Here is a 25671-nt window from a genome sequence, read left to right as displayed (position 1 = left end):
TGCCCCTCCGGTCGGGCCGACCTGGGCGGCTCAGGCCGAGAGAAGGGTGCGCGCGAACAGGATCACGATCGGGATGAAGATCACCCCCACGAGGCTCGGGAAGATGCCGAACACCAGGGGGAAGGCGAGCTTCACGGGCAGTTCTGCGGCGCGTCGCTCGGCGTCCAGGTAGCGGGCCTTGCGGATTTCCTCGGAGGCGGTGCGGAGGGCCCCGCCCAGGCTTGCGCCCACGGCGTCCGACTGGATGAGAAGGGTGGAGAGGCCGCGCACCTGCTGAGCGGGCGCCCGGCGGGCTAGCCGCGACAGCGCCTCGGCCCGGCTGGCGCCGGCCTGCATCTCGGCCAGCATCATGGCCAGGAGCTGGCACAGCTCCGGGTGAAGGTCGTGGAACTCGGCGACGACGCGCTGCACGGCGGCGGGGACGGTGGCGCCGGCCTCCACCGCGACCACCAGCAGGTCGACCGCATCCGGGAGGCCGCGGGCGATCGCCCCGGCGCGCTGCGCGAGCCGCCGGCGGAGCCAGGCCACCGGGCCGAACAGGCCCACATTGGCGAGGCCCAGCACCAGGGCCGCCACCCAGAGCGGACCGAGCGCGGCGGGTAGCGCGATCGCCAGGCCGGCCCCGGCCAGGGCCGCGGCGGCCGCGGCCCGCACGCCGAAGAAGACCTCGGCCGCGCGTTCTCCGAAGAAGCCGGCCTGGACGAGCTGATCGCGCAGCGCGCCCCGCGCCGCCGTGTCCAGGCTCCCGCGGCCGGCCCGACCGCCCCAGGCGGCGAGCCCGCGCGTGATCCGGGCCCTCAGCGCCCGGGCGAGGGGCTGCAGCGCCGCGCCCGCGTCCGGCCCGGGGGGCCGGCGGGCGGCGAGGCGGGCCTCGAAACGGCGGTCGCCGAGGGTCAGGGCGACGGCTCCGGAGGCGGCCCCCGCAAGCGAGAGGGCGATCACGATCAGCAGGAGCAGGTGCGTCATTGTCAGACCCTGAAGTTGACCATCCGCCAGATCGCCGCCGCGCCGGCGAGCCACAGCAGGGGAGGCCCCGACATCAGCGGCCAGAACAGGGGATCGGCGGCGACGTCGCGGTAGTAGTCGGGCTGCACCAGCAGGACCGCCGCAACCACCAGGAAGGGAAGGCTCGAGATCACCCAGAACGAGAGCCGCGCCTCGGACGTGATCGCCCGGGCCTTGCGCTTCAGGTGGGCCGTGGCGCGCAGGTCGTCGGCAAGCTTGAGGAGCACCTCGGCCACGTTGCCGCCGGTCTCGCGCGTCACCTCCAGGGAGGCGGCGAACATGCGCAGCTCCGCGATGGGGTAGCGCTCGGTCAGCGCCCGGAGCGCCCCCGCGCGGTCGCGCCCGAAGCTCATCTCGGCGAGCACGGCCTCGAACTCCGGCCCGATGGGCGCGGGCATCTGCCCGGCGACCACGCGCATCGCCGCGGCGACCGGATGTCCCGCCTGCAGCCCGCGGGCGATCAGCTCCACGGCCTGCGGCAACTGGGCGAGCAGGCGGTCGCATCGGCGCGCGGCGAGCGCGGACAGCAGGACCCCCGGCAGCGCGCCGCCCGCCGCGGCCGACAACGCAAGGCTCGGGAGGGGATCGAGCCCCGCCAGCAGACAGCCGAGCAGCGCCACGGCCGTCACGGCCAGGCAGCCCAGCACCAGGTGGGCGGGCGTGAAGCGGCCTCCCGCGGCGAGGATCCGCCGCCGCAGCCCGGGCCACCGGCGATCGATGACGCGGTCGAGGCCGTTCACGGGTCCGACGGGGGCGCCGGGATCCGCGCCGGCGCTGGCGCCGGCGCGCCTGAGACGCCGCTCCAGGCGCCGTTGATCGCCGCCGAGCGACCTCAGCAGCAGCCCGGCGCCGAGGATGGCGAGCCCCAGGGAGAGCGACAGGAGGGCGCCGGTCAGGTGGGTCATGCGCCGGGGCCCTCCTGGAGGCGCACACCGGCGGCCCGGGCCTTCTCCAGGCAGAGCGGTCGCAGGCCCGTCCAGACGAAGCGGCCGCGGGTCCGGCCCAGCTCGTCCACGCCCTCGGCGTCGAAGCGAAGGAGCTCCTGCATGGTGATCACCTCGCCCTCCTGGCCGGCGATCTCCTGGATGCTCACCACCCGGCGGGCGCCGTCCGCGAAGCGCTGCAGCTGGATGACCACCTCGATCGCGCTGGCGATCTGCGACCGCATCGCCCGGGGCGCGAGGTCGAGACCGGCCATGCCCACCATCTGTTCCAGCCGCGACAGCGCGTCCCGGGGTGTGTTGGCGTGGACCGTGGTGATGGAGCCGTGGTGGCCGGTGTTCATGGCCTGCAGCATGTCGAACGCCTCGCCGGCGCGGACTTCGCCCACGATAATCCGGTCCGGGCGCATCCGCAGCGCGTTGCGCAGGAGATCGCGCTGGGTGATCTCGCCGCGGCCCTCGATGTTCGCCGGGCGCGTCTCGAGCCGCACGACGTGCGGCTGCTGGAGCTGGAGCTCGGCGGCGTCCTCTATGGTGACGACCCGTTCCTGCGCCCCGATCGCGGTGGACATCGCGTTGAGCAGTGTGGTCTTCCCCGTTCCGGTCCCGCCGGAGATGAGGATGTTGAGGCGTGCGGCGACCATGCCCTGCAGGAGGCTCGCGGCGCGCGCGTCGAGCGCGCCGGTGGCCACCAGCCGGTCCAGGTCGAAGGGGATGCGGGCGAAGCGCCGGATCGAGAGCTGCGCCCCGTCGACGGCGATGGGGGGGATCACGGCGTTAATCCGGGAGCCGTCCGGCAACCGCGCGTCCACCATCGGCTGGCTCTCGTCGATCCGGCGACCGACCTTGTCGACGATCCGCTCGATCACCCGCAGGAGGTGCCGTTCGTCGGCGAAACGGACCTGGGTGCGTTCGATCCGCCCGCCGCGCTCCACATAGACCTCCCGGGCGGTGTTCACGAGGATGTCGGAGATGTCCTGATCCTGCAGCAGGGGCTCGAGCGGGCCGAACCCGGTCAGGTCGTCCATCAGGTCGTCGAGCAGGCGGAGCAGTTCCTCTCCGTTCAGCGGCCGCGCGTCTTCCTTCAGCATGGCGAGCACCAGCTCCGCCACCTCGGCCCGCACCTGCTCGGCGGCGCGCTGCCCGAGGCCGGCCAGGTCCAGGCGCTCGAGCAGCCGCTGGTGCAGGCTGGACTTGAGCGCAAAGTAGTCCGCTGTGGGGGGCTCGGCTGCGCGCCGGTCCGTCGGGGCCGGCGCCCGGGCGGCGGTCGAGGGGGGGGTGAAGGCGAGCTTCATTCCGCCGCCTCCAGGAGCGCCGGCGCCGGAGAGGGCGCGGCGAGCTTCGCTTCCAGCGCGGCGTGCAGCGCGCGCAGGGCGCGGGTCGCGTTCGCCTTGGGACAGGCCTCCACCACCAGCTGGCCGCGCTCGGTCGCCCGGGCGAACTTCGCGTCGAAGGGCAGGGCGGCGTCGACGGGCCGGGCGAGCGCCCGGCGCACCCGCGCGGGCCTGTCCAGGGCCTCGATCAGCCCGGCGACCCTGTTGAGGACCAGCAGGCGCGGCGGCGACACCCCGGCGCCTTTCAGGGCGTCCAGCACCCGCCGTGCGCCCAGCACCCCGCCGACGGTGGCCGAGGTGACCAGAACCACGAGTTCGGAGCGGGCCAGCAGGGGCAGGGTCCAGTCGGTCCAGGCGCTCGGCAGGTCGACGAAGACCCGGTCGAACCGCGCCGCCGCAAGGTCGAGCAGGTCGAGGGCGAGCGCCGCGGGCATGGCCTCGAGCGGCGTGAGCGTCGGCGCGGGCGCAAGCAGCCGGACCCCGCTCGCGTGGTCGGTGAGCAGGCCGTCGAGCAGGCGGGCGTCCAGCCTGGCCTCGCCGCGGATGAGATCGAGGAGGCCCGTCCGGGGCTGCAGGTCGAGGGCCAGGTCGGTGTCGCCGAACTGGAGGTCCAGGTCGAGGACGGCGCTGGAGACGGCCGCTGCGCCCGGGGCGCCTGCCGCGGCGAGGGCGGCGAGGTTGAGGGCGAGCGTCGTGGCGCCGGCCCCCCCGCAGCCCTTGAGCACGGTGATCACCGCCCCGCGGGCGCGGTCTGCGGCCGGCGGTGGCGCGAACAGGTCCCGAAGGGCCATCGCCAGGCTGGCCGCATCCTGCGGGCCGGCGAGCACGTCCCGGACGCCGAGGCGGAAGAGCTGGCGCACCGCGTGGCTGTCGGCGCCGGGCGCCGCCACGACCACGGGCGTGGGGGCGGCGCGGCCCACGAGCGCACGGACGCGCTCCAACCCGGCCGGGCCGCAGTCCTCCAGCGCGAGCAGGAAGGCGGCGGCCGGCGCCGGCGCGGGCAGGGCGCCGCAGCCGGGGGCGTGGATCCGGACATGTCCCGCCCGCGCGGCCGCAGCCTGCAGGTCGACCATAAGGTCCGGGCCGGCGTCCAGGACGTGCAGCGAGGGGTTCGGGGCCATCTTCGACATCCTTCTGCGGGTGCGGGGATCTCAGGGAAGCGGCGCCAGGAGAGGCGGGGCGCCGGGGGCCTGGACGCCGCCTCCCGACGCGCCCTGGGGTTCAAGGGGCCTCACCTCGCCGGCTTCGTAGCGGCGGATCGCCTCGGCTCCGCGCGCGCCGGAGCTCGCGGCGGGCCCGCCGGCGGACGGAGCCGCCGCGGCCGCCTGGCGCCCCAGGGTGGCGGCGGCGACCCCGAAGCTGCTGGAGAGGGGGGCGTCCAGGGGAGCGCCAAGCGGGGCGGTGCTGCAGGCGCACAGCCCGAGGGCGGCGGCCGCGGGCGCAAGGCGCAGGGTCATGGGCGGGATTCCTGTTGGGGTGCGCCCGGGGCGGGCGCCCGGGGCTTGTCGACGGTGGGGGTGAGCAGCTGTTCGGCGGCGCTCGGAGCCTCACGCGTGTCGGTGGGCAGGAGGAAGTCCCGCCGCGCGCCGGGCTTCGCCAGGTGGGCGGTTACGATGATCACCACCTCGGTCTCGTTGTTCTGGAAGGCGGTCGAGCGGAAGAGCGCCCCCAGCACCGGCAGGCTGGCGGCGCCGGGGAGGCCGCGGATGCTGTCGGAGAAGTCGCGCTTGATCAGGCCCGCGATGGCGAAGCTCTCGCCGTTGCGCAGCTCCACTGTCGTCTTGGCGCGGCGGGTGGTGATGCCCGGCACCCGGAATCCCTCGAGGACGACGCTGTTCTCACGGTCGAGGGCGCTGACCTCAGGGGCGACGAGCAGGTTGATGGTGTCGCCGTAAACGGTCGGCGTGAACGCGACGCTGACCCCGTAGGGCTTGTAGTCGACGGTCAGACGCGTCTCGCCGGGGGCGCCGAGCTGCGGCACCGGCACCGGGAACTCGCCGCCGGCGAAGAACACCGCCGTCTCGCCGGAGAGGGCGATCAGCGTGGGCTCGGCCAGGGTGGAGGCGTAGCCCCGGCTTTCCAGCGCGCTGAACAGCGCCTGCAGGCTGATGTTCTCGCCGATGCGAGTGCGGCCGAACAGGTTCGCCACGGCCTCCGGATCGAGGCTCACGCCCGGCAGGGCGACGGGCGCGATGTCGCTCCACGCCCCGGTGAGGCTCCGGATGCCGAGCTGCCGCAGGGCCGAGCGCTGGACCTCCGCGACGTGCACGGACAGCATCACCTGCTCGGGCCCGCGGACGGCGAGCAGGTTGACCACCTTGCCCGGCGCATGGCGTTCGGCCAGCGCCCCCGCACGTCTCGCCGCGGCCGAGGAGGAGACGTCGCCGCTCAGGATGAGGCCGTCGCCCTCGGCGTGGACGCTCACCTTCTCGCCGGGCAGCACCGCCGCGAGGCCACGTCCCAGGGCGGCGAGATCAAAGCCCACGCGCAGGTCCAGGGTCGCGGCGGGACGGGTCCCCTCGCCGGCCGGGAAGACCGTCAGGCTGCTCGCGCCTGCCGCCTTGCCAAGCACATAGAGCGCGTGGTCGCTCAGCGGGATCACGTCGGCCGTCCCGGGGTCGCCGACCATCACGCGTCCGATCGGGCGCGGAAACCGCAGGATCCGCGACCCTCCCACCGGCAGGTCGAGCTGCCCGCCGTAGCCGGAGGCGTCCACGGCCACGAGGCGCGGCGTCCCGGCGCCCTGGTCGGAGGCCGCCGCCGCCGCCGCCGGGGCGGGCGACGCCGTGGCGAGGACCACGATGGCGGCCGCGGCCGTCATCAGGCGCCTCGCGGGCGTGCGGCCGTGTTCACGGTCGTTCATGACCCACTCCTGTCTGCTTGAGGTGGCGCCAGCGGCGGTCAGTCGCGGGCGACGGGGACGGTCCGGGCCTGCGCGCCGAGATAGATCTGCACGGAAGGGCCGGGAGGCCTGGCCCGCCGGCCCGGGCGCGCAGGCCCGGCGGAGGGCGCGGCCACGAGCGTGAGGTCGCCTTCGCGGATTGTTCGCGCCGCGGGTCCAGGCGAGGCGTCCGGCAGCCCCTCCTCGGCGCCGCGGAGCGCCAGCGAGAGCGAACCCACCGCCGCCGCGAGAGCCAGCTTCTGGGACTGCTCCGGGGTGACCTCTATGGTCGCCGCCCTGGCCACCATCGGATCGTTCCTGCTGTCGTTTGCCATCTGGTCGACGGCCAGAACACGCACCCCCCGCAGGAGGACGTCCGTGCGCATCGGGGCTTCGCCCGCACGGCGCGTGACGAGGACGTCGACGAAGTCCCCTGGCAGCACGAAGCCGGCGACGCCCATGACGTCGTCCACCCGGATGGTGCTGGCCCGCAGGCCGGGACGGATGAGGCCGGACAGGGTGGCCCGACCGCCCGGGCCGGTGATCCTCTGGCGCAGGATCGGCTCGTTCACGGCGATCGGCGCCAGCGCATGGCGGGCTTCGGGGCCGAGTTCCGCGACCGACCGGAAGGCGCCTTGCGGCGCCGCGCCGGCGGGCCAGGGCTGGATCCGCAACGCCGAGGGCGTGATCGCCTCCCCGTAGCCGATCGGCCGGGCGGCGACGACGACGCCGGCCTGCGGAAGCGCCGGCGCTGCGGCCTGGGCTTCCGGGCCCGAGAGCAGGCGCAGCCCCAGGGTCGCGGCGGCGCCGATGGCCAGCGACGCCGCCAGCAGCATGAGACCGAGCTTGCGCATGGGGCGCCCCCTTCCGCTCCAGGCTACTTGAGCGTCGTGAGCTGGGTCCCGACCTTCCCGAAGGCCTGGGTCAGGCTCGGGGTGAGCGCTCCCGCGGCGGCGATCACGGCGACTGCCATCAGGCCGATCAGCAGGGCGTATTCGACGAGCGCGGCCCCGCCCTCGTCCCGGCGGAACCCCCGGAGGCGGGCGAGGACCGTCTCGAGGTACGACCTGGCGGCGGCATGCATCCTGTTCATCTGGAGTCCCTCAGTTCGTTCCCGCCCGCGAGGCCGAGCTTGGCCGTCCGGGCGTGGGGGGGAGCTAAGGTTGGCGCGGCGCGTGCGGTTCGATCTTTTGATGGGCGAGGCCACGGTTTTCCCCGTCGCAACCGGGACACGTGAAGGAGTCCGCCCCGCCTTCTCCTGTCGCTGCGCGCCGGGGCGCGACCGGCGCAAGTTGCTGTTGATCCGGACGCGGGCGGGGTTTCCTTGAGCGTCTCCTTCGACGTGGAGACGCCGTCTTGTCCCTCATCTCCCTCCGTGACGAGGCCGCCGCCCGGGCCCTGCGCATGCTGCGTTCGGCGCTGGGGCCGCAGGTCTGCGCCTGGCTCGACGAGCCGGACGTCAGCGAGGTCATGCTCAACCCGGACGGCCGGCTCTGGGTCGACCGGCTGGGGAGCGGGCTTGCGGCCACCGACCAGCGGCTGGCGCCGCCCGAGGGCGAGCGGATCATACGCCTGGTGGCCCACCACGTGGGCGCGGACGTGCACGGCGGGGCGCCGCGGGTCTCAGCCGAGCTGCCGGGGTCGGGCGCCCGCTTCGAGGGGCTGCTGCCGCCGGTGGTGGCCGCCCCGGCCTTCGCGATCCGGCGGGCGGCAGTCGCGGTCTTTCCGCTGGCGGACTATGCGGCCGCCGGGGTGATGACTCCGGGCGAGGCGGGCGTGCTGGCGCGCGCCGTCGCCGAGCGGCGCAACATCCTGGTGGCGGGGCCCACCTCCAGCGGCAAGACGACGCTCGCCAACGCCCTGCTGGCCGAGGTCGCGCGGACCGGCGACCGGGTGGTGCTGATCGAGGACACCCGCGAGCTGCAGTGCGCCGCGCCGAACGTGGTGGCGCTGCGCACCCGGGACGGGGTGGTGGGGCTGGGCGACCTGGTGCGTTCGGCGCTCCGGCTGCGGCCCGACCGCCTCCCCATCGGCGAGGTGCGGGGCGGGGAGGCCCTCGAACTCCTGAAGGCCTGGGGCACGGGCCACCCGGGTGGCATCGGGACGATCCATGCGGGCTCGGCGCTCGGCGCCCTGCACCGGCTCGAGCAGCTCGTCCAGGAAGCGGTGGTGACCGTGCCCAGGGCGCTGATCGCCGGGACCATCGACCTCATCGCCGTGCTCGACGGCCGCGGCGCGGGCCGGCGGCTGGTGGAGCTCGCCCGGCTGGAGGGGCTCGACCCCGCCGGCGCCTACCGGCTGCGGCCGGCCCTTGCGGAGTCCTGAGCATGCATCCCTCGCGCATCTTCATGGCCGGACTGGCGCTGGTCGCCGGCCTTGCTTCCGCGGGTCCGGCGCTGGCGGCCGGCTCGTCCATGCCCTGGGAGGAGCCCCTGCAGCGGATCCTGGAGTCGGTGGAGGGGCCGGTGGCCAAGATCGTGGCGGTGATCATCATCATCGTCACCGGCCTGACGCTGGCCTTCGGGGACAGCGGCGGCGGGTTCCGGCGGCTGATCCAGATCGTTTTCGGCCTGTCGATCGCCTTCGCGGCCTCCAGCTTCTTCCTCTCCTTCTTCTCGTTCGGCGGCGGGGCGCTCGTCTGATGGACGAGGCCTTCCGCGCGCCGGTCCACCGGGCCCTCTACGAGCCGATCCTTCTGGCGGGGGCGCCGCGGGGCCTGGCCATCCTGAACGGCACCCTGGCCGCCGCCGTGGGCCTCGGCCTGCGGGCCTGGCTGGCGGGGTTCGTGGTCTTTGCGGTGGGGCACCTGGGCGGCATGTGGGCGGCGCGCGGCGACCCGCAGGTCCTGGAGGTGGTCCGCCGCCACCTGCGCCTGCCCGCCTGGCTGGAGGCCTGAGATGCTGGACCTCGCCGAGTACCGCCGCGGCGGCGCGCGGCTCTCCGACTACCTACCCTGGGCGGCGCTCGTGGCGCCCGGCGTGGTGCTGAACAAGGACGGCGCCTTCCAGCGCACCGCCCGCTTCCGGGGCGCCGACCTCGACAGCGCCACCCCCGCGGAGCTCGCCGCCGCCGCGGCCCGCGCCAACGCCGTGCTGCGCGGCCTGGGCTCCGGCTGGGCGGTCTTCGTGGAGGCGCAGCGCCGGCCGGCCCTGGCCTATCCGCAAGGCGCCTTCCCCGACCCGCTGTCGCGGCTGGCGGACGAGGAGCGCCGGGCGGGCTTCGAGGCCGAGGGCGCCCACTTCGAGAGCCGCTACTTCCTCACCGTCCTGTGGCTGCCGCCCGCGGACCGGGCCGGCAGGCTGGGCCGCTGGTTCCTGGAGGGGCGGGAGGCGCAGGAGACCGACTGGCGCGCGGAGCTGGCGGGATTCATGGACCGGACCGACCGGATGCTGGCGCAGCTGGAGCCGCACATGGCCGAGCTCGCCTGGCTGGGCGACGCCTTGACCCTGGCCTACCTGCACGCCTGTGTGGCCCCGGACGCCGGGCGAGTGGCGGTCCCCGAGACGCCCATGCACCTGGACGCCCTGCTGGCGTCCGCCCCCCTGGTCGGCGGGCTGGAGCCGCGCCTGGGCGGGGCGGCGCTTCGGGTGCTCACCGTCACCGGCTTCCCGGTGGAGACCTGGCCCGGCCTGCTCGACGACCTCAACCGCCTGGCCTTCCCCTGCCGCTGGATGACCCGGGCCATCACCCTGGACCGGGCCGACGCCGCCCGGCTGGCGGGGCGCATCCGCCGCCAGTGGTTCTCCAAGCGCAAGTCGGTGGCCGCGATCCTGCGCGAGGCGCTGACCGGCGAGCCCGCGCCCCTGGTGGACACCGACGCCGAGAACAAGGCGGCCGACGCGGACGCAGCCCTGCAGGACCTCGGCGCCGACGCCGTGGGCCACGCCTATGTGACGGCCGTGCTCGTGGTCTGGGACCCGTCGCCCGCCATGGCCGACGTCCGCATCCGCCAGGCCGAGAAGCTGGTGCGCGGCCGCGACCTCGTCTGCCGGATCGAGACCCTCAACGCCGTGGAGGCCTGGCTGGGCTCCCTGCCGGGCCAGGCCTACGCCAACGTCCGCCAGCCGCCCATCTCCACCCTGAACCTCGCCCACATCCTGCCGCTGTCGGCCGCCTGGGCCGGGCCGGAGGCGGACGCCCACCTGGCGGGACCGCCCCTGCTGCAGGCGCGCACGGAGGGCTCCACGCCGTTCCGGCTGGCCCTGCACGTCGGCGACGTGGGCCACGCCCTCGTGGTCGGGCCGACGGGGGCCGGCAAGAGCGTGCTGCTGGCGGTCATGGCCCTGCAGTTCCGGCGCTATCCGGGCGCCCAGGTCTTCGCCTTCGACTACGGCGGCTCGATCCGCGCCGCCGTCCTCGGCATGGGCGGGAGCTTCGTGGACCTGGGCCCCGCGGGCGGGGTCGCCCTGCAGCCCCTGGCCCGCATCGACGAACCGGCCGAGCGGGCCTGGGCCGCCGAATGGCTGGGCCGGCTGCTGGCCCGCGCCGGCGCCCCCTCGACGCCGGAGCTGCGCGAGCACCTGTGGTCGGCCCTGGGCAGCCTGGCCTCGGCGCCCCGGGGCGAGCGGACCCTCACCGGGCTTTGCGCCCTCCTGCCGTCGCAGGCGCTGCGGCAGGCGCTGGCGCCCTATGTGCTCGGCGGTCCGTTCGGCCGGCTGCTGGACGCCGACGCGGAGCGGCTGGGCGAGGCCGAGGTCCAGGCCTTCGAGACCGAGGGCCTGATGGGGCAGGGGGCGGCGCCGGCCGTGCTCGACTACCTGTTCCATCGGGTGGAGGGGCGGCTCTCGGGCCGGCCCACGCTCGTGCTGGTGGACGAGGGCTGGCTGGCGCTGTCCGACGCGGTCTTCGCGCCCCGCCTGCGCGAATGGCTGAAGACCCTGCGCAAGAAGAACGCTTCGGTGGTGTTCGCCACCCAGTCCCTGGCCGACCTGGCGGACAGCCCGGTGGCCCCGGCACTGGTGGAGGGCTGCCCGACCCGGCTCTTCCTGCCCAACCCCCGCGCCCTGGAGCCGGGGATCGCCGCCCTCTACCGGAGCTTCGGCCTGGGCGAGCGCCAGCTGGAGATCCTCGCCCGCGCCCAGCCCCGGCGCGACTACTACCTGCAGTCGCCGGAGGGGGCGCGGCTGTTCGACCTGGAGCTCGGGCGCCTGGCGCTCGCCGTCTGCGCCGCCTCGGGCCGCGCCGACCAGGCGGCCATCGACGAGGTCCTCGGCGAGGCCGGCCCCGACGGCTTCGCCGCCGCCTGGCTGCGCCGGCGCGGCCTGCCCTGGGCCGCCGAGCTGGTCGCCGCGGATCCCGCGGCGCGGGCGGTGGCGCCGCTGATGGAGCCGCGGTCGTGAGGCGGCTCGTCGGGCTGGCGCTGGCCGCGGCCCTGGCCGGAACCCCGGCCGGGGCGCAGCTCGCCGTCTACGACCCCGCCAACCACGCCCAGAACCTGCTGCAGGCGGCCCGGGCGCTGGAGCAGGTGCAGCACCAGCTGGCCAGCCTGCAGAACGAGGCGCGCAACCTCGCGGCCCTGGACCTGAAGGCGGCCGGCGTCCTGGATGGCGACCTCGCCCGGGTCAACGGCCTGCTGACCCGGGCCGGCCGGCTGGCGCAGGAGGCCGGCGCCCTGCGCGCCCAGCTGGCGGCGCAGTACCCGGACCGGGTGACCGACGCCTCCGGGCGGGCGATGGCGGAGGCGGCCGAGACCCGCTGGAAGACGGCGGTCGAGTCCCTGCGCCGCACCCTGGAGGTGCAGGCCGGCGTCGTGGCGGGCCTCTCGGCCACCAACGCCCAGGCCTCCGCCCTGGCGCGCGCCAGCGAGGGGGCCGGCGGCGCCCTGCAGGCGGCCCAGGCCGGCAACCAGCTGCTGGCGGTGCAATCCAAGCAGCTTTCCGACCTCACCGCGCTCCTGGCCGCCCAGGGCCAGGCCGAGGCCCTGGAGCGGGCGAGGGCGGCCGCGGCGGCGGCCGACGCCCGGGCGCGGCTCGCCCGCTTCCTCGGACAGCCCCTGCCGTGACCGATCCCGGGGTCATCGACCAGTTCCTGGCGGTGTTCAGCCGCTACATCGACTCAGGCTTCGGCCTGGTGCGCGGCGACGTGGCCTCGCTCGCCCGGCTGCTGGTGGCCCTCGACGTGACGCTGGCGGCCCTGTTCTGGGCCTGGAGCCCCGGGGAGGAGATCCTCGCCCGGCTGGTCAAGAAGACCCTCTATGTGGGCGCCTTCGCCTTCCTGATCGGCGACTTCCAGCGCCTGGCGCAGATCGTCTTCGACAGCTTCGCGGGCCTGGGGCTCAAGGCCGCCGGCTCGGCGCTCACCGCCGCCGACCTCCTGCGGCCCGGGCGGATCGCCTCCGCGGGCGTGGACGCCGTGCGGCCGCTGCTGGCCGCCGCCGGCGAGCTGGCCGGCTTCCCGCAGGTGTTCGAGAACCTGGTCCAGCTGGCCGTGCTGCTGGCCTGCGTGCTGGTGGTGCTGGTCGCCTTCTTCGTGCTGGCCGTGCAGCTCTTCGTGACCCTGCTGGAATTCAAGCTGACGACGCTCGCGGGCTTCGTCCTCGTGCCCTTCGGCCTGTTCGGCCGCACCGCCTTCCTCGCCGAGCGGGTGCTCGGCAACGTGGTGGCCTCCGGCGTGAAGGTCCTCGTCCTGGCCGTGGTGGTCGGCGTCGGCTCGACCCTGTTCGACGGCTTCGTGGCGGACTTCGCCGGCGAGCAGCCGACGCTCGAGGAGGCGCTCGCCGTGGCGCTCGGGGCGCTCTCCCTGCTCGGCCTGGGGATCTTCGGTCCCGGGATCGCCACCGGCCTGGTCTCCGGCGCGCCCCAGCTGGGCGCCGGCGCCGCCGTGGGGACCGCGCTCATGACCGGCGGCCTGGCGGTGGCCGGCGCGGCCGGCGTCCGCTCGGCGGCCGGGGCGCTCGCCTCGGCGCGGGGCCTGCGGAGCGGGGCGCCGGCCTTCCGGCCGGGCCCGCCCGGGGCGGGGGGCGGTCCGCCTGCGGGCGGTCCGCGCGCCCCGTCTTCGGGGCCTTCTGGTCCTTCCGCTGCTTCCGGGGCTTCCGGTATTTCCGGTCCTTCGGGCGATGCGCCCGGCGGCGGCGGCCCGGCCAGCTCCGAGGCGTCGGAGGCGCCCGCCTGGGCCCGGCGGCTGCGGGCCGCCCAGGCCGTGTCGGCCGGCGTCGGGGCGGCGGCCCACGCGCTGCGCGCCGGCGACAGCTCCGGCGGCGGCGCCGCCGTACCCCTGAGAGAGGAGTCCCCATGATCCCCTTCCGACGGGCGTCCGCCCGCTACGGCCGCGCGCCGGAGCCCGAGACCCCCTACCAGCGGGCCGGCCAGGCCTGGGACGAGCGGATCGGCTCGGCCCGGGTCCAGGCCCGCAACTGGCGGCTGATGGCCTTCGGAGCCCTGGCCCTGGCGGGCGGCAGCGGGGCGGCCCTGGTGTGGACCGCCGGGAAGGGGACGGTGACGCCGTGGGTGGTGGAGGTGGACCGGCTGGGCGAGGTGAGGGCGGTGGGGCCCGCCGAGGCCGGCTGGCGGCCGGGCGACGCCCAGGTGGCGGCCCAGCTGGCGCAGTTCGTGCGCGACGTGCGCGCCCTGCCGGCCGATCCCGTCGTGCTCCGCGAGAACTGGCTGCGCGCGTACGACCACGCCGCAGGCGTGGCCGCGCTCGCCCTCAACGACCACGCCCACCGGTCCGACCCGTTCGGGCGGCTGGGGCGCGAGCAGGTCAGCGTGGAGGTGGCCAGCGTGGTGCGCGCCTCCCCCGACAGCTTCCGCGTGGAGTGGGTGGAGCGCCGCTACGTGGACGGGGCGCTCGCCGGCGCCGAGCGCTGGAGCGCCATCCTCGGCGTGGCGCTCCGGCCGCCCCGCGATCCCGACGCCCTGCGCCGCAACCCCCTAGGCGTCTTCGTCACCCACCTCGACTGGTCCAGGGAACTCTCCTGATGTCCGTCCTCCGCCTCGCAGGCGCGCTCTGCGCCCTGGCCGGCCCCGCCGCCGCCGGGCCCCTGCCGCCCCTCGTCCTGCCCTTCTCGCCGGCCCGGCTGGACGTGGTCACGACCGCGCCCGGCCGGGTCACCGACATCGCCCTTGAGCCCGGGGAGCAGCTCTCCGGGACCGGGCCGGTGGCGGCCGGCGACACCGCCCGCTGGATCATCGGCCAGGCCGAGAGCGGCGCGGGCCCGGGGCGGCGGGTGCATGTGCTGGTCAAGCCCACCGCGTCCGGCCTCGCCACCAACCTGGTGGTCCAGACCGACCGGCGCACCTACCACCTGGAGCTCCGCTCCACGGCGTCCGACTGGGCGGCCTCGGTGACCTGGCGCTATCCGGAGGGCGAGTTGGTGGCGGTGCGCGGGACGCCGGCCCCGGCGGCTCCGCCCGCGGCCGCGGACGCCGCCCCGGACCCGGCGGACCTGCACTTCGGGTGGCGGATCGAGGGCCGGGCGCCGTTCCGGCCGCTCAGGGTCTTCGACGACGGCCGCCGCACCTATGTCGACTTCCCGCCCGCCCTCGCCAAGGGCGGCCTGCCGCCGCTCCTGGTGGCCTCGGCCGACGGCGGCCTCGAGGCGGCCCGCGTCCGGGTCCGCGGGACGCGGATGATCGTCGAGGGCGTCTTCCCGGCCGCCGAGCTGCGGCTCGGGACCGGCCGGCGCGCCGCCCGGGTGCGCCTGGTGCGGGATCCGCGCCCGTGAGCGGCGCCCGCGACGAGGAGCGGGCGCTCGCCCGGCGGCTGCGGCTGCGCGGCCCGGCGCCGCAGGCCGTGCGGCTCTCCCGGCGCGCCGTCCTGTTCACCGCGGCGATCTCGGCCGCGGCGCTGGCGGCGGTCACCGGCTGGGCGCTCACCGCCCGCCGCGAGCCGGCCGTCGCGGAACAGCCGGCGCCGCCGACGCCCCCGCCGCCCGAGCGGCTGCTGGCCCTGCCGCGCGACTACCTGCGGCTGCCGTCCGTGGCGCCGCCGGAGCCGCCGGCGCTGGTCGCGCCGGGGACCCCCGGCCCCATGATCCCGGCCGTCGAGGCCGCGAAGGCGGAGGGCGACCGGGCGCGGGCCAGCGGGCTGTTCGTGGCGGGGACGTCGGGCGGGTCGCGGACCTCGCCGGCCGTTGGGCGCGAAGGGTCGGGGCCGGCCGCGGCTGCGCCGGCGGCCCCGACCTTTGTGCTGGCGGCGGGGGAGACGATCCGGGCGGCGCTGACGACGGCGGTGCGCTCGGACCTGCCGGGGCCGGCGACGGCCCAGGTGACGGAGAACGCCTACGACAGCGCCACGGGACGGCGCCTGCTCATCCCCCAGGGCAGCCGGCTGCTGGGCGAGTACGCGCGCCCCGCGGCCTGGGGGCAGGGGCGCCTGCGGGTGACCTGGAGCCGGCTGGTCCTGCCCGACGGCCGCTCCGTGGAGCTGGGCGGCGCCCCCGCGCTGGACGCCGACGGGGCCGCCGGTCTGGCGGGCCGCGTCGACCACAGGTGGCGGGAGATGGCCGCCGGGACCCTGGTGGCGCTGGGCCTGGCGACGGCCGGCGAGCTGGCGGTGCGGGACAGCGACGCGGCGGCCTGGCGGGCCCTGCGCGGCGGGGTGGCCGACGTCGGCGGCCAGGTGGGCGGGCAGGTGGTGGGCCGGACCCTGGACGCCGGCCCGCGCATCGCCCTGGAGCCGGGCCATCCGCTGCGGGTGCTGCTGCCCCGCGACCTGGCGATCGAGGCCTGGCCCGGGGGCTGAGCTACTGGAAGACGGCGCGCTCGCCGCGCCTGGCGCGCAGGTTGAGGAGGGCGGCGGTGTGGTCGGCGTCCTCGCGGCTGAGGCCGGTCTGCGGGGCCATGGCGATGACGGCGGCCTCGCCCGTCCACAGGTCGTAGACGGTGAAGCCCTCCCGGTCGGGGCGAATCCGGTAGCGGTCGGTCATCGGCGGATGATGGGGCGCCCGAGGGCGCGCGCCAAGCCGCCGTTCCCGTCGGGCGCCGCGGCCGCCCTGTCCACGCGCGACCCTCCCGGTCGGCACGGGCGCAGAGGTCGCCTCCCGCGCCACCGCCGTACCGCAACCCGCCAGACGACCCGGTGTTCCCGCGAGCGGACGCCGGTCGGCCCGGCGCCTTTCGCCCGTTCGATGTCGGGCCGTCCGCGACTGGGAACCGACCACAGGTGCAAGCGGATGCGGGCGCGAGCGATCGTCGACGGCCCTGGCGGCGACCTCGTTCGCCGCAGCGCCTCGCGCCCCTGCGACGCGCCGCCATGAGCCGGGGCCTGGCGGGCTACGCCGGTCCCTCCGGGCGGGGCGGTGTGCACCCCGTGGAGACCCCGGCGAGGTCCTCTCGCGATCTATGGAGCTCCAGCGGAGTCCTCGCCCTCAGACGCCTCTGCCGCTGCGGACCTACGGCAGAACGCCGGGCATGCGCCGACGTTCGTCCGGGGCCCTTCTTGCGGCGCTCGCGGCCGGCGTTGGACGCCATCCCATCGAACCCAGGGCGGCTCGCGCCACCCGTCGCAGGCGCGGACACTGCGGAAGCGCCGAAACGGCCCCCCCGCAGGTCCGAACCGGACCTCCTCGCGCGGCCCGTTCCGCGGCATGTCCCTCGCAAGCAAGAGACCTAAGGGGGGACTTCCAGATGACGCCTTCGCATCGCCGCCATCGCATGGTGACCGGCCTCGCCGTTCTGATCGGCAGCACGGCCCTCTCAGGCGTGGCCATGGCCCAGGTCGCAGGGGGTCCGCCCGGAAGCAGCGATGGCGGGCAGCTGGAGGAACTCGTCGTCACGGCGCAGCGTCGCTCCGAGTCGGTGCAGGACGTTCCCGCCGCGATCACGGCGCTGACGGGCGCGACGCTGGCCAACCGCGGGATCGACGACGTCTCGACCCTGCAGTTCGCCGTCCCGAACGTCACCTTCGGCCGGAGCCTGGGCACAACGCAGATCGCGATCCGCGGCGTCGGCCGCTCGACAACCACGGGCGCACCCTCCGTCGCGGTGAACATCGACGGGGTCTACCAGCCGCGAAGCCCGAGCATGGTGCTGGCCCAATCCGACCTCGATCGGGTCGAGCTTCTCCGCGGGCCGCAAGGCACGCTCTACGGCCGAAACGCCAACGCCGGCGCTATCAATTTCGTCAGCGTGGCGCCGAAGGCCCAGTTGGGCGGCCAGGTGCTGGCCAGCTATGCGACTTATGACGAGCACCACCTCCAGGCAGTGCTGAACTCGCCGGTTGGCGACCGTGTCCGCGCTCGCCTGGTCATCGACCGCAACAGGCGCAGCAACGGCTTCGTCAAGAACATCGCCCGTGGACCGGACCTCGATACGCTCTCCACCACCGCCGCGCGCCTGCGGGTGAGCCTCGACCTCGCGCCGGGCCTGACAAACGACCTGGCCTTCAGCGCGATCCGCGCCAGCGGGGCGGCGGACTACTATGTGCCGTCCACCGCCCCCAACGCCACCGGCCTGGCGCTCAACCCGTTCATCGCCGCGGCGATCATTCCGACCAAGAAGCTGCGGACGAGCGCTCTCGGCGTCACCGGCAGCGCGCGCAACATCGAGCAGATCAGCAATACTCTCGCGTGGCAGGGCGAGGCGCTGCAGGTGAAGTCCATCACCGCGTTCCAGCGCTACGATAACCAGTTCGACATGGACCGCGACGGGGTGGACCTGGCGATCGTGGAGTCCCATGCGGACGAGCATGCGACGACCTTCTCCCAGGAGTTCAACCTGGGTGGCGCGACGGGGCCCCTGGACTGGGTGGCCGGCGCCTACTATGCCCGCGACAAGCTCTCGATCGTGACCTTCTACGCCTTTCCGCTGGGCTTCGCGCCGCTGCCGCGGAATTCGTTCCTCGTGCAGGACATGCCGGAGAACAAGACCCTCTCGCGTGCGGCCTTCGCCGACGCGACCCTTAAGGTTACCGAGCGCCTGAAGCTGATCGGCGGCCTGCGCTACTCCCGGGACGACATCGATGTGGTACACCGCAACTACATCGGCAGCCTCGTGACCGGGGCCACCACGCTGAACACCTGCCCCCGACAGGTGGATGACCTGACCTACGACGGCGTCACCTATCGGGCCGGCGCGCAGTACGAGGTCAGCGACACCTTCAACACCTTCGCGACGGTCGCGAAGGGCTTCAAGGCCGGGGGGGTGAACAACTCCGGGTGCAATAATGCGTTCGCGCCCGAGTACATCAAGTCGTACGAGACCGGCTTCAAGAGCGAACTGCTGGCCCGCACCCTGCGCCTGAACGCGTCGGCCTTCTTGTACGACTACACCGACTTCCAGCTTACCCAGGTCGTCGGCATCGCCGGCCGCATCACCAATGCGGCGGCCGCGCGCCTGAAGGGCCTGGAGGTCGAGGCCAACTGGGCGCCCGTGGAGCACTGGAGTTTCAACGCCAACGCCTCCATCCTGGACGCCAAGTTCCTCGACTTCGTCAGCGTCGACTCCCTGGCCCCCGCGCTGGGCTCCCAGAACGTGCGCGGCAACCGCCTGCCGAACGCGCCCAAGTATTCCGGCGCCCTGGGCGCCCAGTACATGACTGGCCCGCAGGATTGGGGGCAGCTGACGATTCGCGGCGACGTGGCCTATCGGTCCAAGCTGTACTTCCGGGAGTTCAACGATCCGGCGGAGAGCCAGTCGGCCTTCGCGGTCGTCGACGCCAACGTCATCTGGGACGCGCCCGACGACACCTACAGCGTGCGCGTGTTCGCCACGAACCTGTTCAACAAGGGCTATTGGACGTCCATGCTGGCGGTGGATGGGTTTGGGAGCCGCGACGGCTCGTTCGGGTCTCCGCGCCAGGTTGGCGCGGAGCTCAAGGCGCGCTTCTGATGCGCATCGGGATCGTGGCCGCCGTGCTGGCGTTGACGGCCGCTACGGCGGCGAGGGCGGAGGCGCCCGGTCCAGCGGCCTGCGCGGCCCTGCAGGGCCGGGAGGTGCCGGCAACGGCCATGAATCTGCCGACTCGCGGGGCGCATGTGGTCTCGACGACCTTCGCGACCCCGCCGGGCGGCGGCGGCTATTGCAGGGTGGAGGCGGCGATTCGCCCCGTGGACGCCCTGGCGCCCGTGATTGGGGTGTCGATGACCCTGCCGACGGCCTGGGGCGGCAAGGCGCTGATGATGGGCGGCGGCGGCTTCGACGGCGTGACCCCGGTGACCGATGGGCCGCTGTTCAACATGCCACCCGAGAAGGTCCCGCCGCCCGTCTACCGGGGCTATGCCGTGTTCGGCAGCGACAGCGGCCATCAGGCGGCCAGCCCCGCTGCACCGAGCCCGGCGGTCGACGCCGAGTTCGCGCTGAACGGAGAGGCTTTCCGAAACTACGCGGGCGACGCCGTGAAGAAGACGCGTGATCTCGCCGGCGTCCTGATGCAGGACTACTACGGCCGCGCCGCAACCCGGGTCTATTTTGCTGGCGGCTCGAACGGCGGCAGAGAGGCGCTGCTGGCGGTCTCGCATTGGCCGGAGGACTTCGACGGCGCGATCGCGCTCTATCCGTTCTGGAATGGCGGCACGGCGGCCCTCGCGTTCGGTCACGTCATGCGCGGGTTCGCCGCGCCCGGCGCCTACGTCGGGCCGGAGCTGCAGGCGCTGCTGTTCCAGACGGTGATGGCGCAGTGCGACGCCCTGGACGGCTTGACCGACCACTTGATCTCCAACCCGGCGGCCTGCCGGGCGGACGTGGCGCCGATTACCTGCGGCTCCGCCGAAGCAACGACGCCGTGCCTGACAGCGCCACAGCTCTCCGCGCTGCGGCGTTACGCGACGCCGGTTCGGTTCAGCTATCGGCGGACCGGCGAGACGGCCTATCCGGGTTGGCCGGTTCTGCAGGGCGCCGATCTGCGTGGGGCCCAGCAACTTGGCCAGGCGGCGCCGGTCTCGCCTCCCATCCCGGACATGCCAATCATCGGCTGGTTCTGGGACGGGTTCCTCCGCTTCGTGGCGACCCGCGATCCTTCGTTGAATGCCCTGGAGGTCAATCCGACCACGCCCGGCGCCCTGGCCGGCGCGCTGGCGGCGGCCGCCTCGAGCCTCGACGTCCGGCCGGCCAACCTGTCGGCGTTTATGGCGCGGGGCGGCAAGCTGATCGTCGTCCATGGCCTGGCCGACGCGGTCGTCAGCCCCTGGTCCACCTACGACTACTGGCGGCGGCTCCAGTCCGCGAATGGCGGCCCGGCGCTTGCGCGTTCGGCCCGGCTCTACACCATCCCCGGCTATGGGCACGGGCCGGGCGGTCTCAGCGCCTTCGAACCGGTCTGGGACCCCCTGCTGGCCCTGGACACCTGGCGGGAAGGCGGGACGGCGCCGGATGGCCTGAGCCTCACCGACGGCTCGCGCGCAGCGCGGGGCGAGCGCCCGCTATGCGCCTACCCGGCGTGGGTCCGGTACCGAGGTGCAGGCGATCCGCGCAACGCCGAGAGCTTCACCTGCGCCACGCCGGCCCCCGACGTCGCTCGCTAGGTGTCCATAATGCGGGTCAATTCGTGGATCTGGCGATGCACCGCCGACAGCCGCACGCCGGCCGCGCCCGCGGCCCGGATGGCGGTAGGCGACAAGCCGGTGCGCCTGCGCAGGAAGCGGCGGAAGCTGCGCTCCTCGGCGTAACCCAGCTCGGCGGCGATGTCGGCCACGGGGCGGTCCGTCTCGCAGAGCATCGCTCGCGCCCGGCTTACGATCGCCTCGGCCCGGAGGTCGCGAAAGCTGGCGCCGGTGGCCTCGCGCACTTGGCGGCGGGCTTGGCGCGCGCCGAGATGCGGCAGGGCCATGAACGCTTGCCGGGTGGTTTGTGCGTCGATGGCGCGGCCGTCCGGCAGACTGGCGGCGTCACGCTCGCCGCATAGCGAAAAGCGCAGCGCGTCCCAGAGCGGCTCCTCGAAGGCCCTGGCGCGTCGTTCCAGCGCAAGGCTCGCGGTGGGCAGGCGCAACGCCGTCCGGTCGTGCGCGGCGACCGTCGCCCGGTCCCAGTAGTGTCGGCCGCCCAGGCTGGGGTGGTCCTGACGCGCCGTGGTCATGGCGGTGACGGGCGTGCGGTCGCGGATATGCCACGCGATGAAGGCGTTGAGCGGCGCCAGCCAGATGTCCTCCAGCAGGGCGGCCTGGGCTCGGTCGGGACCAGAGGCGCGCAGCGAGACCTCCGCCTGGTCTCCGTCGATGCGCAGATCCAGGTCAAAGGTGGCGTCCGCCACGGCGAAGTACCGGGCGAGCGCCGCGAGCCCGGCCCCCAGGGTGCGGCCGCTCCCCATGACCCGCAGGCCTACCGACGCGAAGCCGGGCGGCAGGCGCCGGCTGCCGAGCTCATGGCCCTCGTCGCGGAGCACCACGATGCTGTGCAGCATCAGCAGCGTGTTTTCCGACCGGGTCAGGGCGGTGGCGTCGCGGGCGACGCCTGTCCGGCGAAGAAGCTCTTCGAAGAGCCCTCCGCCCTGCGCCTGAAAGCGCTTCTGCACCCAGTCGATGGGGATCGTCATTCGGGCCTCTGCGGGCCACAGGACATAATGTGGCGCTGTGCGTCAATGCGATCGCGAGCCGCCTTGGCTTCGGCTTCCGGCCGCCGCGAAAGCTGAACGGTCGGCGAAGACGACAGGCGAGGCTCACGCAGACGCACATGAGGCGAGGAGGCGCCCCTTACGCCCGCCCCTCGCGGCCGGGCGACGACGCCGCTGGCCAAGGGGGGCTGGGGGATGAGGCCCGGCTGAAAGGCCGACGGGGCCGAGGACGCCACAAGCCCGTAACCGCCTGCGAACAGGAGGACGCGGCCGCATAAGCTCGACCACAGCGCCGCGAAAATCCCCGTGGCGCGGCACGCAGCCCAGGTCCGACGGCGCCCGGGGTGGCCGTCAACCGGCAGCAGAGGTTTGCGTGAGTTTCGCCGGGCGCCCCGCCCCGAGAGGCGCGCAGGTTCCGGCGTCCTCTGCGGCGCGCGGCGCGGACACCCGTGATGAGCGCCGGCCGCGTCCTGCGCGGACCGGCGGACCGGGACCGGTCAGCGGGGGCGGGACGCCGCGTCTCCGGCGGCACGCGCGAGCACGACGCGGACGGCCTCGGCGAGCCTGCGGCGGAGCGCCTCGTCGCCGCCCCAGCGCTCACCGAGGTCCTGGAGCAGTCCCGGGCGTCCGGGCCCGCCCGCGCCCCCTGGCCCTTCGGCGCTGGCGCAGATCGCCTCGACGAGAGCCGTGAACTGGGCTGAGGGCGGCGTGGGATCGCCGCCTGCCTGCGGGAAGGGGAAGAGGTCTGCCGGCGGCTTGGCCGGCCCGGCCCCGGACGCCCGGGGCGTCCCGAGCCGAGCGCCGGGAAACCGCAGGATGTTGCTGCCGGACGTGCTCATCCTGTTCGAGCCTTCATCTGCGGGCGCATCTCTGCCCGGACGGGAGGTCCATTTCGCCTGATGGCGCTGCCGAATCGTCGAGTTGTCAATCACCACGCCTCCAGAGCGGTGGCGGTGGCTCGGCGGGGGAGCGGCGGGGCGGCGGCCGCACCGGCTCACGGCCGCTCCACCCCGGCGAAGGCGGACGCTCCGGTGGGAGGCTTCGCGGGCGACCCGGGTCGGTCAGCCGACCTGGCGCGAGTCCGCCGTCTCCTCGTGCTCGGGGCACGCCCGTGCGATGGCGCTGAGGAGCGCATCGGGGGCGACCGGCTTGCCGACCATCCCCTGGAACCCCCGGTCAAACAGCCGGGCTTCGAGCTCCGGCGTGGCGTCGGCGGTGAATGCCAGGACCGGCGTGCGGGCGTTGGGGCCAAGCGAGGCCCGGATCCGTCGCAGCGCGGTTTCCCCATCGAGGCCCGGCATGCGCAGGTCCATCAGAATGACGTCGTAAGGCCACAACTCCGCCATCTCGATCGCCTCTTCTCCGCCGCCTGCGTCGCTCACCTGCGCGGCGACCCCCGCGAGCAATAGTCCGACGAGCTCCCGGTTGATCGCGTGGTCGTCGACGACAAGCACGCGCAGGCCGGCGGCGATCGAGGGCCGCGCCGCCTCCGGCCCTTCGGCTGGCGCAGCGGCCTGGTCCAGCGGGACCTCGAAGCAGAAGGCGCTGCCCTGACCCAGGCGGCTGCGAACCGAGATGTGGCCTCCCAGCGCCTCGACGATCCCCTTGCAGATGGCCAGTCCGAGTCCCGTGCCGCCATGGCTTCGGGCCAGCGAACCGTCGATCTGGCTGAAGCGGCGGAACAGGCGGGCGCGGTCCTCCTCGCTTATGCCGGGACCGGTGTCGACCACCTCTACCCGCAGGACCCCGGCGCCGGCGGCATATCCGGCCCGCAGGGTGACGCCGCCCGCCGCCGTGAACTTGACGGCGTTGCCCAGCAGGTTGAGCAGCACCTGACGGAGCCTGTCGGGATCGGCCAGCAGCATCAGCTCGCCGTTGATGTCCGTCTCGAGCCCGAGGCTGATCGACTTCGCCGTCGCCTGCGGCTCGAAGAGCGACAGGGACGCGCGCAGCAGGGCAAGCAGCGGCGTCGGCCGCGGATGGAACGTCACCTGGCCGGCCTCGAGCTTCGAGAAGTCGAGGATGTCGTTGACGGTGCTCAACAAGGCCTGGCTGGCGTCGTTGACCCGCTGGACATAGGTCCGGGACAGGTCGTCCAGGGCGGGTCGCTCCAGCGCCAGCCGGGTGAAGCCGATTACACTCGTGAGCGGCGTGCGCAGCTCGTGACTCATGTTGGCGAGGAACTCGGACTTCGCCTGGGCCGCGGCCTCGGCTTCCTCGCGAGCGTGCGACAGCGCCGCCTCGAGCGCCTTGTGCTCGGAGACATCGCGGAACACGTTCAGGATCTCGACGGGCCGCCCGTCGCGCCCGGGGATGAGCACTGGATTGCCCTCGAGCCACCCGTAGGCCCCGTTGTGGCTGCGGAACCGGTGCTGGCGCTCGCTGGCGGGCGGGATCTGTCCGGCGAACAGCAGGCGCATGTTCTCGTTGTGGTGGGCGACGTCATCTGGATGTAGGAACTCGTCCGCGTGCCGCCCGATGAGGTCTTCCGGCTCGTAACCATAGGTGCGGCAGGCGGGTGAGACATAGAGCAACGTGCCGTCGCAATCAGCCCGGACGATGATGTCGTGGGATCTGTCTGCGATGAGGCGGTAGCGCTCTTCAGCGTCCCGCGAGACCTCCAGCGCCTGCGCCAGCGCATCTGCGAGCCTGCGGGCGCGGCGGCGTTGGACCGCCACGGGCAGGCTGAGGCTGAAGCAGACCCCCAGGAAGAGCTGCAGCAGGACGACCTGCTTCACGACGGAACCGCCGCCCATGGCGAAGGGCCCAAGGCCCGCCATCGTCGCCCCGGCGGCCAGTCCAAGGGTAAGCAGAATCCCGACAGCCGCACCAATTAAGCCGGTGAGCCAGGTGACGAGCAGCAGCGCCCCCAGCACGAGATAGGCGAGCGCGAACTGGTTCTGAAGGAACGCCAGGAGCGTCGCCGCCAGCAGGAGCGCGAAGGGCCACAGCGGCCGCTCCTTCAGGCGTCGGAGCGGCTCGGAGGCGCTCAGGAGCACGACCAGGCAGGGCGCGACGATGAACAGGCCTGCGAAGTCGGCGATCGCCCACGTCATGGCGCCCGCGAAGCGAGGGGGGGCGCCCGCGATGTGAAGCATGAGGGCGGCCAGCGCCGCACCGGCCCCCGCCGCCGCGACGGTGACGGCGGCGTAGCGAAGCCCGTCCCGCACGCGCATGATGTCGAGCGAAGACCCCCTTGGCCTCCGAAGCGCGGCCGCCGCGCCGAGCACTTCCAGGACATTGCAGAGCGCCAGGCCGAGCCCGAGGGGCGCCGGGTCGCCCGCCGCAAGGTTGGCGATAGCGTTCCCGACCCAAGCGATCGCCGAGAGCGCGCCCCATCGGCGCACGGGCGAGAGCCGCAAAAGCGCCAGGAGCAGGGCGTTCGGGAGCCAGATTGGCGCGACACGGTCAAGCCCGCGGGGCGCCGCCAGGCAGATGTAGGCGAGGCCGAAGACCGCGCCGCCCACCAGCACCAGCTGGGTTAAGTCTCTGTTCTTACTCGCAGCCGTCAACACAATCCTACCCCCCAAACACGGCTGGAGTCTGCGCTAGCAAGCCTGACCAGCCCATTAAGCCGGCCGGAGCCACCGGAGGCGCTGGAGGCTGTCGCGACGGCCTGGGGGCGCGGGGGGGGGGCGGCCTCGCACCCGCGAGTCCGGCCACGGCGCCGCCTGCCTCAGAGACCGTTCCCCGCTCGCGCCGCGAAGGGGCGCGTGCTGGGCGCCTCAGGAGCAGGGAGGCGCCTCGAGAGCAGGCGGTTTCTGTTGTTCGCGTCTGGCGATGCGCCGGATTTCGAGGTGCGTGAGAGGGCCGACCCCGCGGCCCGGTCTGCGGCAGAGCCCTCCTGCGATCGCACGCCAGCAGCGCCGGGGAGCGGATCTACGAAGAGGATCGCGAACTGCCCGCGGTTCGAACGCGCGGGGCGGAGCGATCTCGCGGCGGCGCTGGACGAGGCGCTGGGTTCTCGCCCCGACATGGCGTGGCCTATTGGAACGACACCGCTCAACCGAACAGGCCGGGGCGATTCCGCTCCACGGCTGGGGCGCGCATGAGGCTCTGGGGCGCAACGTCCCGGACTTCACGGCAG

Annotated in this window: 23 protein-coding genes; 12 read left to right on the top strand and 11 right to left on the bottom strand. The window is 74.3% G+C overall.

The window, feature by feature from the left end; genetic code table 11:
• Positions 1–30: 30 nt before the first annotated feature.
• The 8 genes from VM685_RS03090 to VM685_RS03055 are packed head-to-tail and all read right to left on the bottom strand — an operon-like array spanning position 31 to position 7254.
• Positions 31–966 carry a type II secretion system F family protein gene (locus tag VM685_RS03090; RefSeq protein WP_325458647.1) on the bottom strand — a complete coding sequence of 312 codons (936 nt, stop codon included), beginning with the start codon at positions 964–966 and terminating at the stop codon, positions 31–33.
• A gap of 2 nt (positions 967–968) precedes the next feature.
• Positions 969–1910 carry a type II secretion system F family protein gene (locus tag VM685_RS03085; protein WP_325458646.1) on the bottom strand — a complete coding sequence of 314 codons (942 nt, stop codon included), beginning with the start codon at positions 1908–1910 and terminating at the stop codon, positions 969–971.
• A complete protein-coding gene (locus tag VM685_RS03080) occupies positions 1907–3241 on the bottom strand; it encodes a CpaF family protein (protein ID WP_325458645.1) in 1335 nt (444 codons plus the stop codon). The genes VM685_RS03085 and VM685_RS03080 overlap by 4 nt, the downstream gene beginning before the upstream one ends.
• A complete protein-coding gene (locus VM685_RS03075) occupies positions 3238–4410 on the bottom strand; it encodes a hypothetical protein (RefSeq protein ID WP_325458644.1) in 1173 nt (390 codons plus the stop codon). The genes VM685_RS03080 and VM685_RS03075 overlap by 4 nt, the downstream gene beginning before the upstream one ends.
• A gap of 21 nt (positions 4411–4431) precedes the next feature.
• Positions 4432–4737 (bottom strand): hypothetical protein, encoded by a 306-nt coding sequence (locus tag VM685_RS03070; RefSeq protein ID WP_325458643.1) that lies wholly within the window; start codon positions 4735–4737, stop codon positions 4432–4434.
• Positions 4734–6143 carry a type II and III secretion system protein family protein gene (locus tag VM685_RS03065; protein ID WP_325458642.1) on the bottom strand — a complete coding sequence of 470 codons (1410 nt, stop codon included), beginning with the start codon at positions 6141–6143 and terminating at the stop codon, positions 4734–4736. Before VM685_RS03065 ends, VM685_RS03070 begins: the two co-directional genes overlap by 4 nt.
• Positions 6144–6181: 38 nt before the next feature.
• On the bottom strand, positions 6182–7015 hold the full coding sequence (gene cpaB, locus VM685_RS03060) for a Flp pilus assembly protein CpaB (RefSeq protein ID WP_325458641.1): 834 nt from the start codon (positions 7013–7015) through the stop codon (positions 6182–6184).
• Between the two features lie 23 nt (positions 7016–7038).
• Entirely contained in the window at positions 7039–7254 is a 216-nt protein-coding gene (locus tag VM685_RS03055; protein WP_325458640.1) for a Flp family type IVb pilin, read from the bottom strand.
• A gap of 311 nt (positions 7255–7565) precedes the next feature.
• Between VM685_RS03055 and trbB the strand changes: the two genes are divergently transcribed.
• Genes trbB through VM685_RS03010 form a run of 9 tightly spaced genes read left to right on the top strand, consistent with a single transcriptional unit; the run spans position 7566 to position 15842 of the window.
• On the top strand, positions 7566–8486 hold the full coding sequence (trbB, locus tag VM685_RS03050) for a P-type conjugative transfer ATPase TrbB (RefSeq protein ID WP_325458662.1): 921 nt from the start codon (positions 7566–7568) through the stop codon (positions 8484–8486).
• 23 nt (positions 8487–8509) lie between these two features.
• Positions 8510–8803 carry a TrbC/VirB2 family protein gene (locus tag VM685_RS03045; RefSeq protein ID WP_325458661.1) on the top strand — a complete coding sequence of 98 codons (294 nt, stop codon included), beginning with the start codon at positions 8510–8512 and terminating at the stop codon, positions 8801–8803.
• The gene (locus VM685_RS03040; protein WP_325458639.1) at positions 8803–9057 is read left to right on the top strand and encodes a VirB3 family type IV secretion system protein; all 255 of its coding nucleotides are present in this window, start codon (positions 8803–8805) and stop codon (positions 9055–9057) included. The genes VM685_RS03045 and VM685_RS03040 overlap by 1 nt, the downstream gene beginning before the upstream one ends.
• 1 nt (position 9058) lies before the next feature.
• Positions 9059–11500, top strand: coding sequence for a conjugal transfer protein TrbE (trbE, locus tag VM685_RS03035; protein ID WP_325458638.1), 2442 nt, complete (start codon positions 9059–9061; stop codon positions 11498–11500).
• Entirely contained in the window at positions 11497–12162 is a 666-nt protein-coding gene (trbJ, locus tag VM685_RS03030; RefSeq protein WP_325458637.1) for a P-type conjugative transfer protein TrbJ, read from the top strand. The genes trbE and trbJ overlap by 4 nt, the downstream gene beginning before the upstream one ends.
• Positions 12159–13394: a P-type conjugative transfer protein TrbL gene (trbL, locus tag VM685_RS03025; protein ID WP_325458636.1), complete on the top strand. Its 1236-nt coding sequence runs from the start codon at positions 12159–12161 to the stop codon at positions 13392–13394. Before trbJ ends, trbL begins: the two co-directional genes overlap by 4 nt.
• The gene (trbF, locus tag VM685_RS03020) at positions 13391–14077 is read left to right on the top strand and encodes a conjugal transfer protein TrbF (protein WP_325458635.1); all 687 of its coding nucleotides are present in this window, start codon (positions 13391–13393) and stop codon (positions 14075–14077) included. The genes trbL and trbF overlap by 4 nt, the downstream gene beginning before the upstream one ends.
• Entirely contained in the window at positions 14077–14823 is a 747-nt protein-coding gene (gene trbG / locus VM685_RS03015; protein WP_325458634.1) for a P-type conjugative transfer protein TrbG, read from the top strand. Before trbF ends, trbG begins: the two co-directional genes overlap by 1 nt.
• A complete protein-coding gene (locus VM685_RS03010; RefSeq protein ID WP_325458633.1) occupies positions 14820–15842 on the top strand; it encodes a TrbI/VirB10 family protein in 1023 nt (340 codons plus the stop codon). The genes trbG and VM685_RS03010 overlap by 4 nt, the downstream gene beginning before the upstream one ends.
• 1 nt (position 15843) lies before the next feature.
• Here VM685_RS03010 and VM685_RS03005 read toward each other — a convergent pair whose 3' ends face one another.
• The gene (locus tag VM685_RS03005) at positions 15844–16026 is read right to left on the bottom strand and encodes a hypothetical protein (RefSeq protein WP_325458632.1); all 183 of its coding nucleotides are present in this window, start codon (positions 16024–16026) and stop codon (positions 15844–15846) included.
• Between the two features lie 700 nt (positions 16027–16726).
• Between VM685_RS03005 and VM685_RS03000 the strand changes: the two genes are divergently transcribed.
• Both VM685_RS03000 and VM685_RS02995 read left to right on the top strand, forming a co-directional pair.
• A complete protein-coding gene (locus VM685_RS03000) occupies positions 16727–18928 on the top strand; it encodes a TonB-dependent receptor (protein ID WP_325458631.1) in 2202 nt (733 codons plus the stop codon).
• A complete protein-coding gene (locus VM685_RS02995; RefSeq protein WP_325458630.1) occupies positions 18928–20559 on the top strand; it encodes a tannase/feruloyl esterase family alpha/beta hydrolase in 1632 nt (543 codons plus the stop codon). The genes VM685_RS03000 and VM685_RS02995 overlap by 1 nt, the downstream gene beginning before the upstream one ends.
• On the opposite strand, the gene VM685_RS02990 is transcribed toward VM685_RS02995, so the two are convergent.
• Positions 20556–21566 carry a helix-turn-helix domain-containing protein gene (locus VM685_RS02990; protein ID WP_325458629.1) on the bottom strand — a complete coding sequence of 337 codons (1011 nt, stop codon included), beginning with the start codon at positions 21564–21566 and terminating at the stop codon, positions 20556–20558. The genes VM685_RS02995 and VM685_RS02990 overlap by 4 nt on opposite strands.
• Positions 21567–22036: 470 nt before the next feature.
• On the opposite strand from VM685_RS02990, the gene VM685_RS02985 reads away from it, so the two are divergent.
• The gene (locus VM685_RS02985) at positions 22037–22285 is read left to right on the top strand and encodes a hypothetical protein (RefSeq protein WP_325458628.1); all 249 of its coding nucleotides are present in this window, start codon (positions 22037–22039) and stop codon (positions 22283–22285) included.
• Between the two features lie 360 nt (positions 22286–22645).
• Here the strand turns inward: VM685_RS02985 and VM685_RS02980 are convergent, their stop codons facing one another.
• Entirely contained in the window at positions 22646–25057 is a 2412-nt protein-coding gene (locus VM685_RS02980; RefSeq protein WP_325458627.1) for an ATP-binding protein, read from the bottom strand.
• Positions 25058–25671 lie beyond the last annotated feature (614 nt).

This window comes from Phenylobacterium sp. (genome assembly GCF_035539035.1).
In the GTDB taxonomy this organism is placed as follows: domain Bacteria; phylum Pseudomonadota; class Alphaproteobacteria; order Caulobacterales; family Caulobacteraceae; genus Phenylobacterium.
Note: the sequence above shows the minus strand (reverse complement) of the source record. Positions and strands in the feature narration are given on the sequence as shown.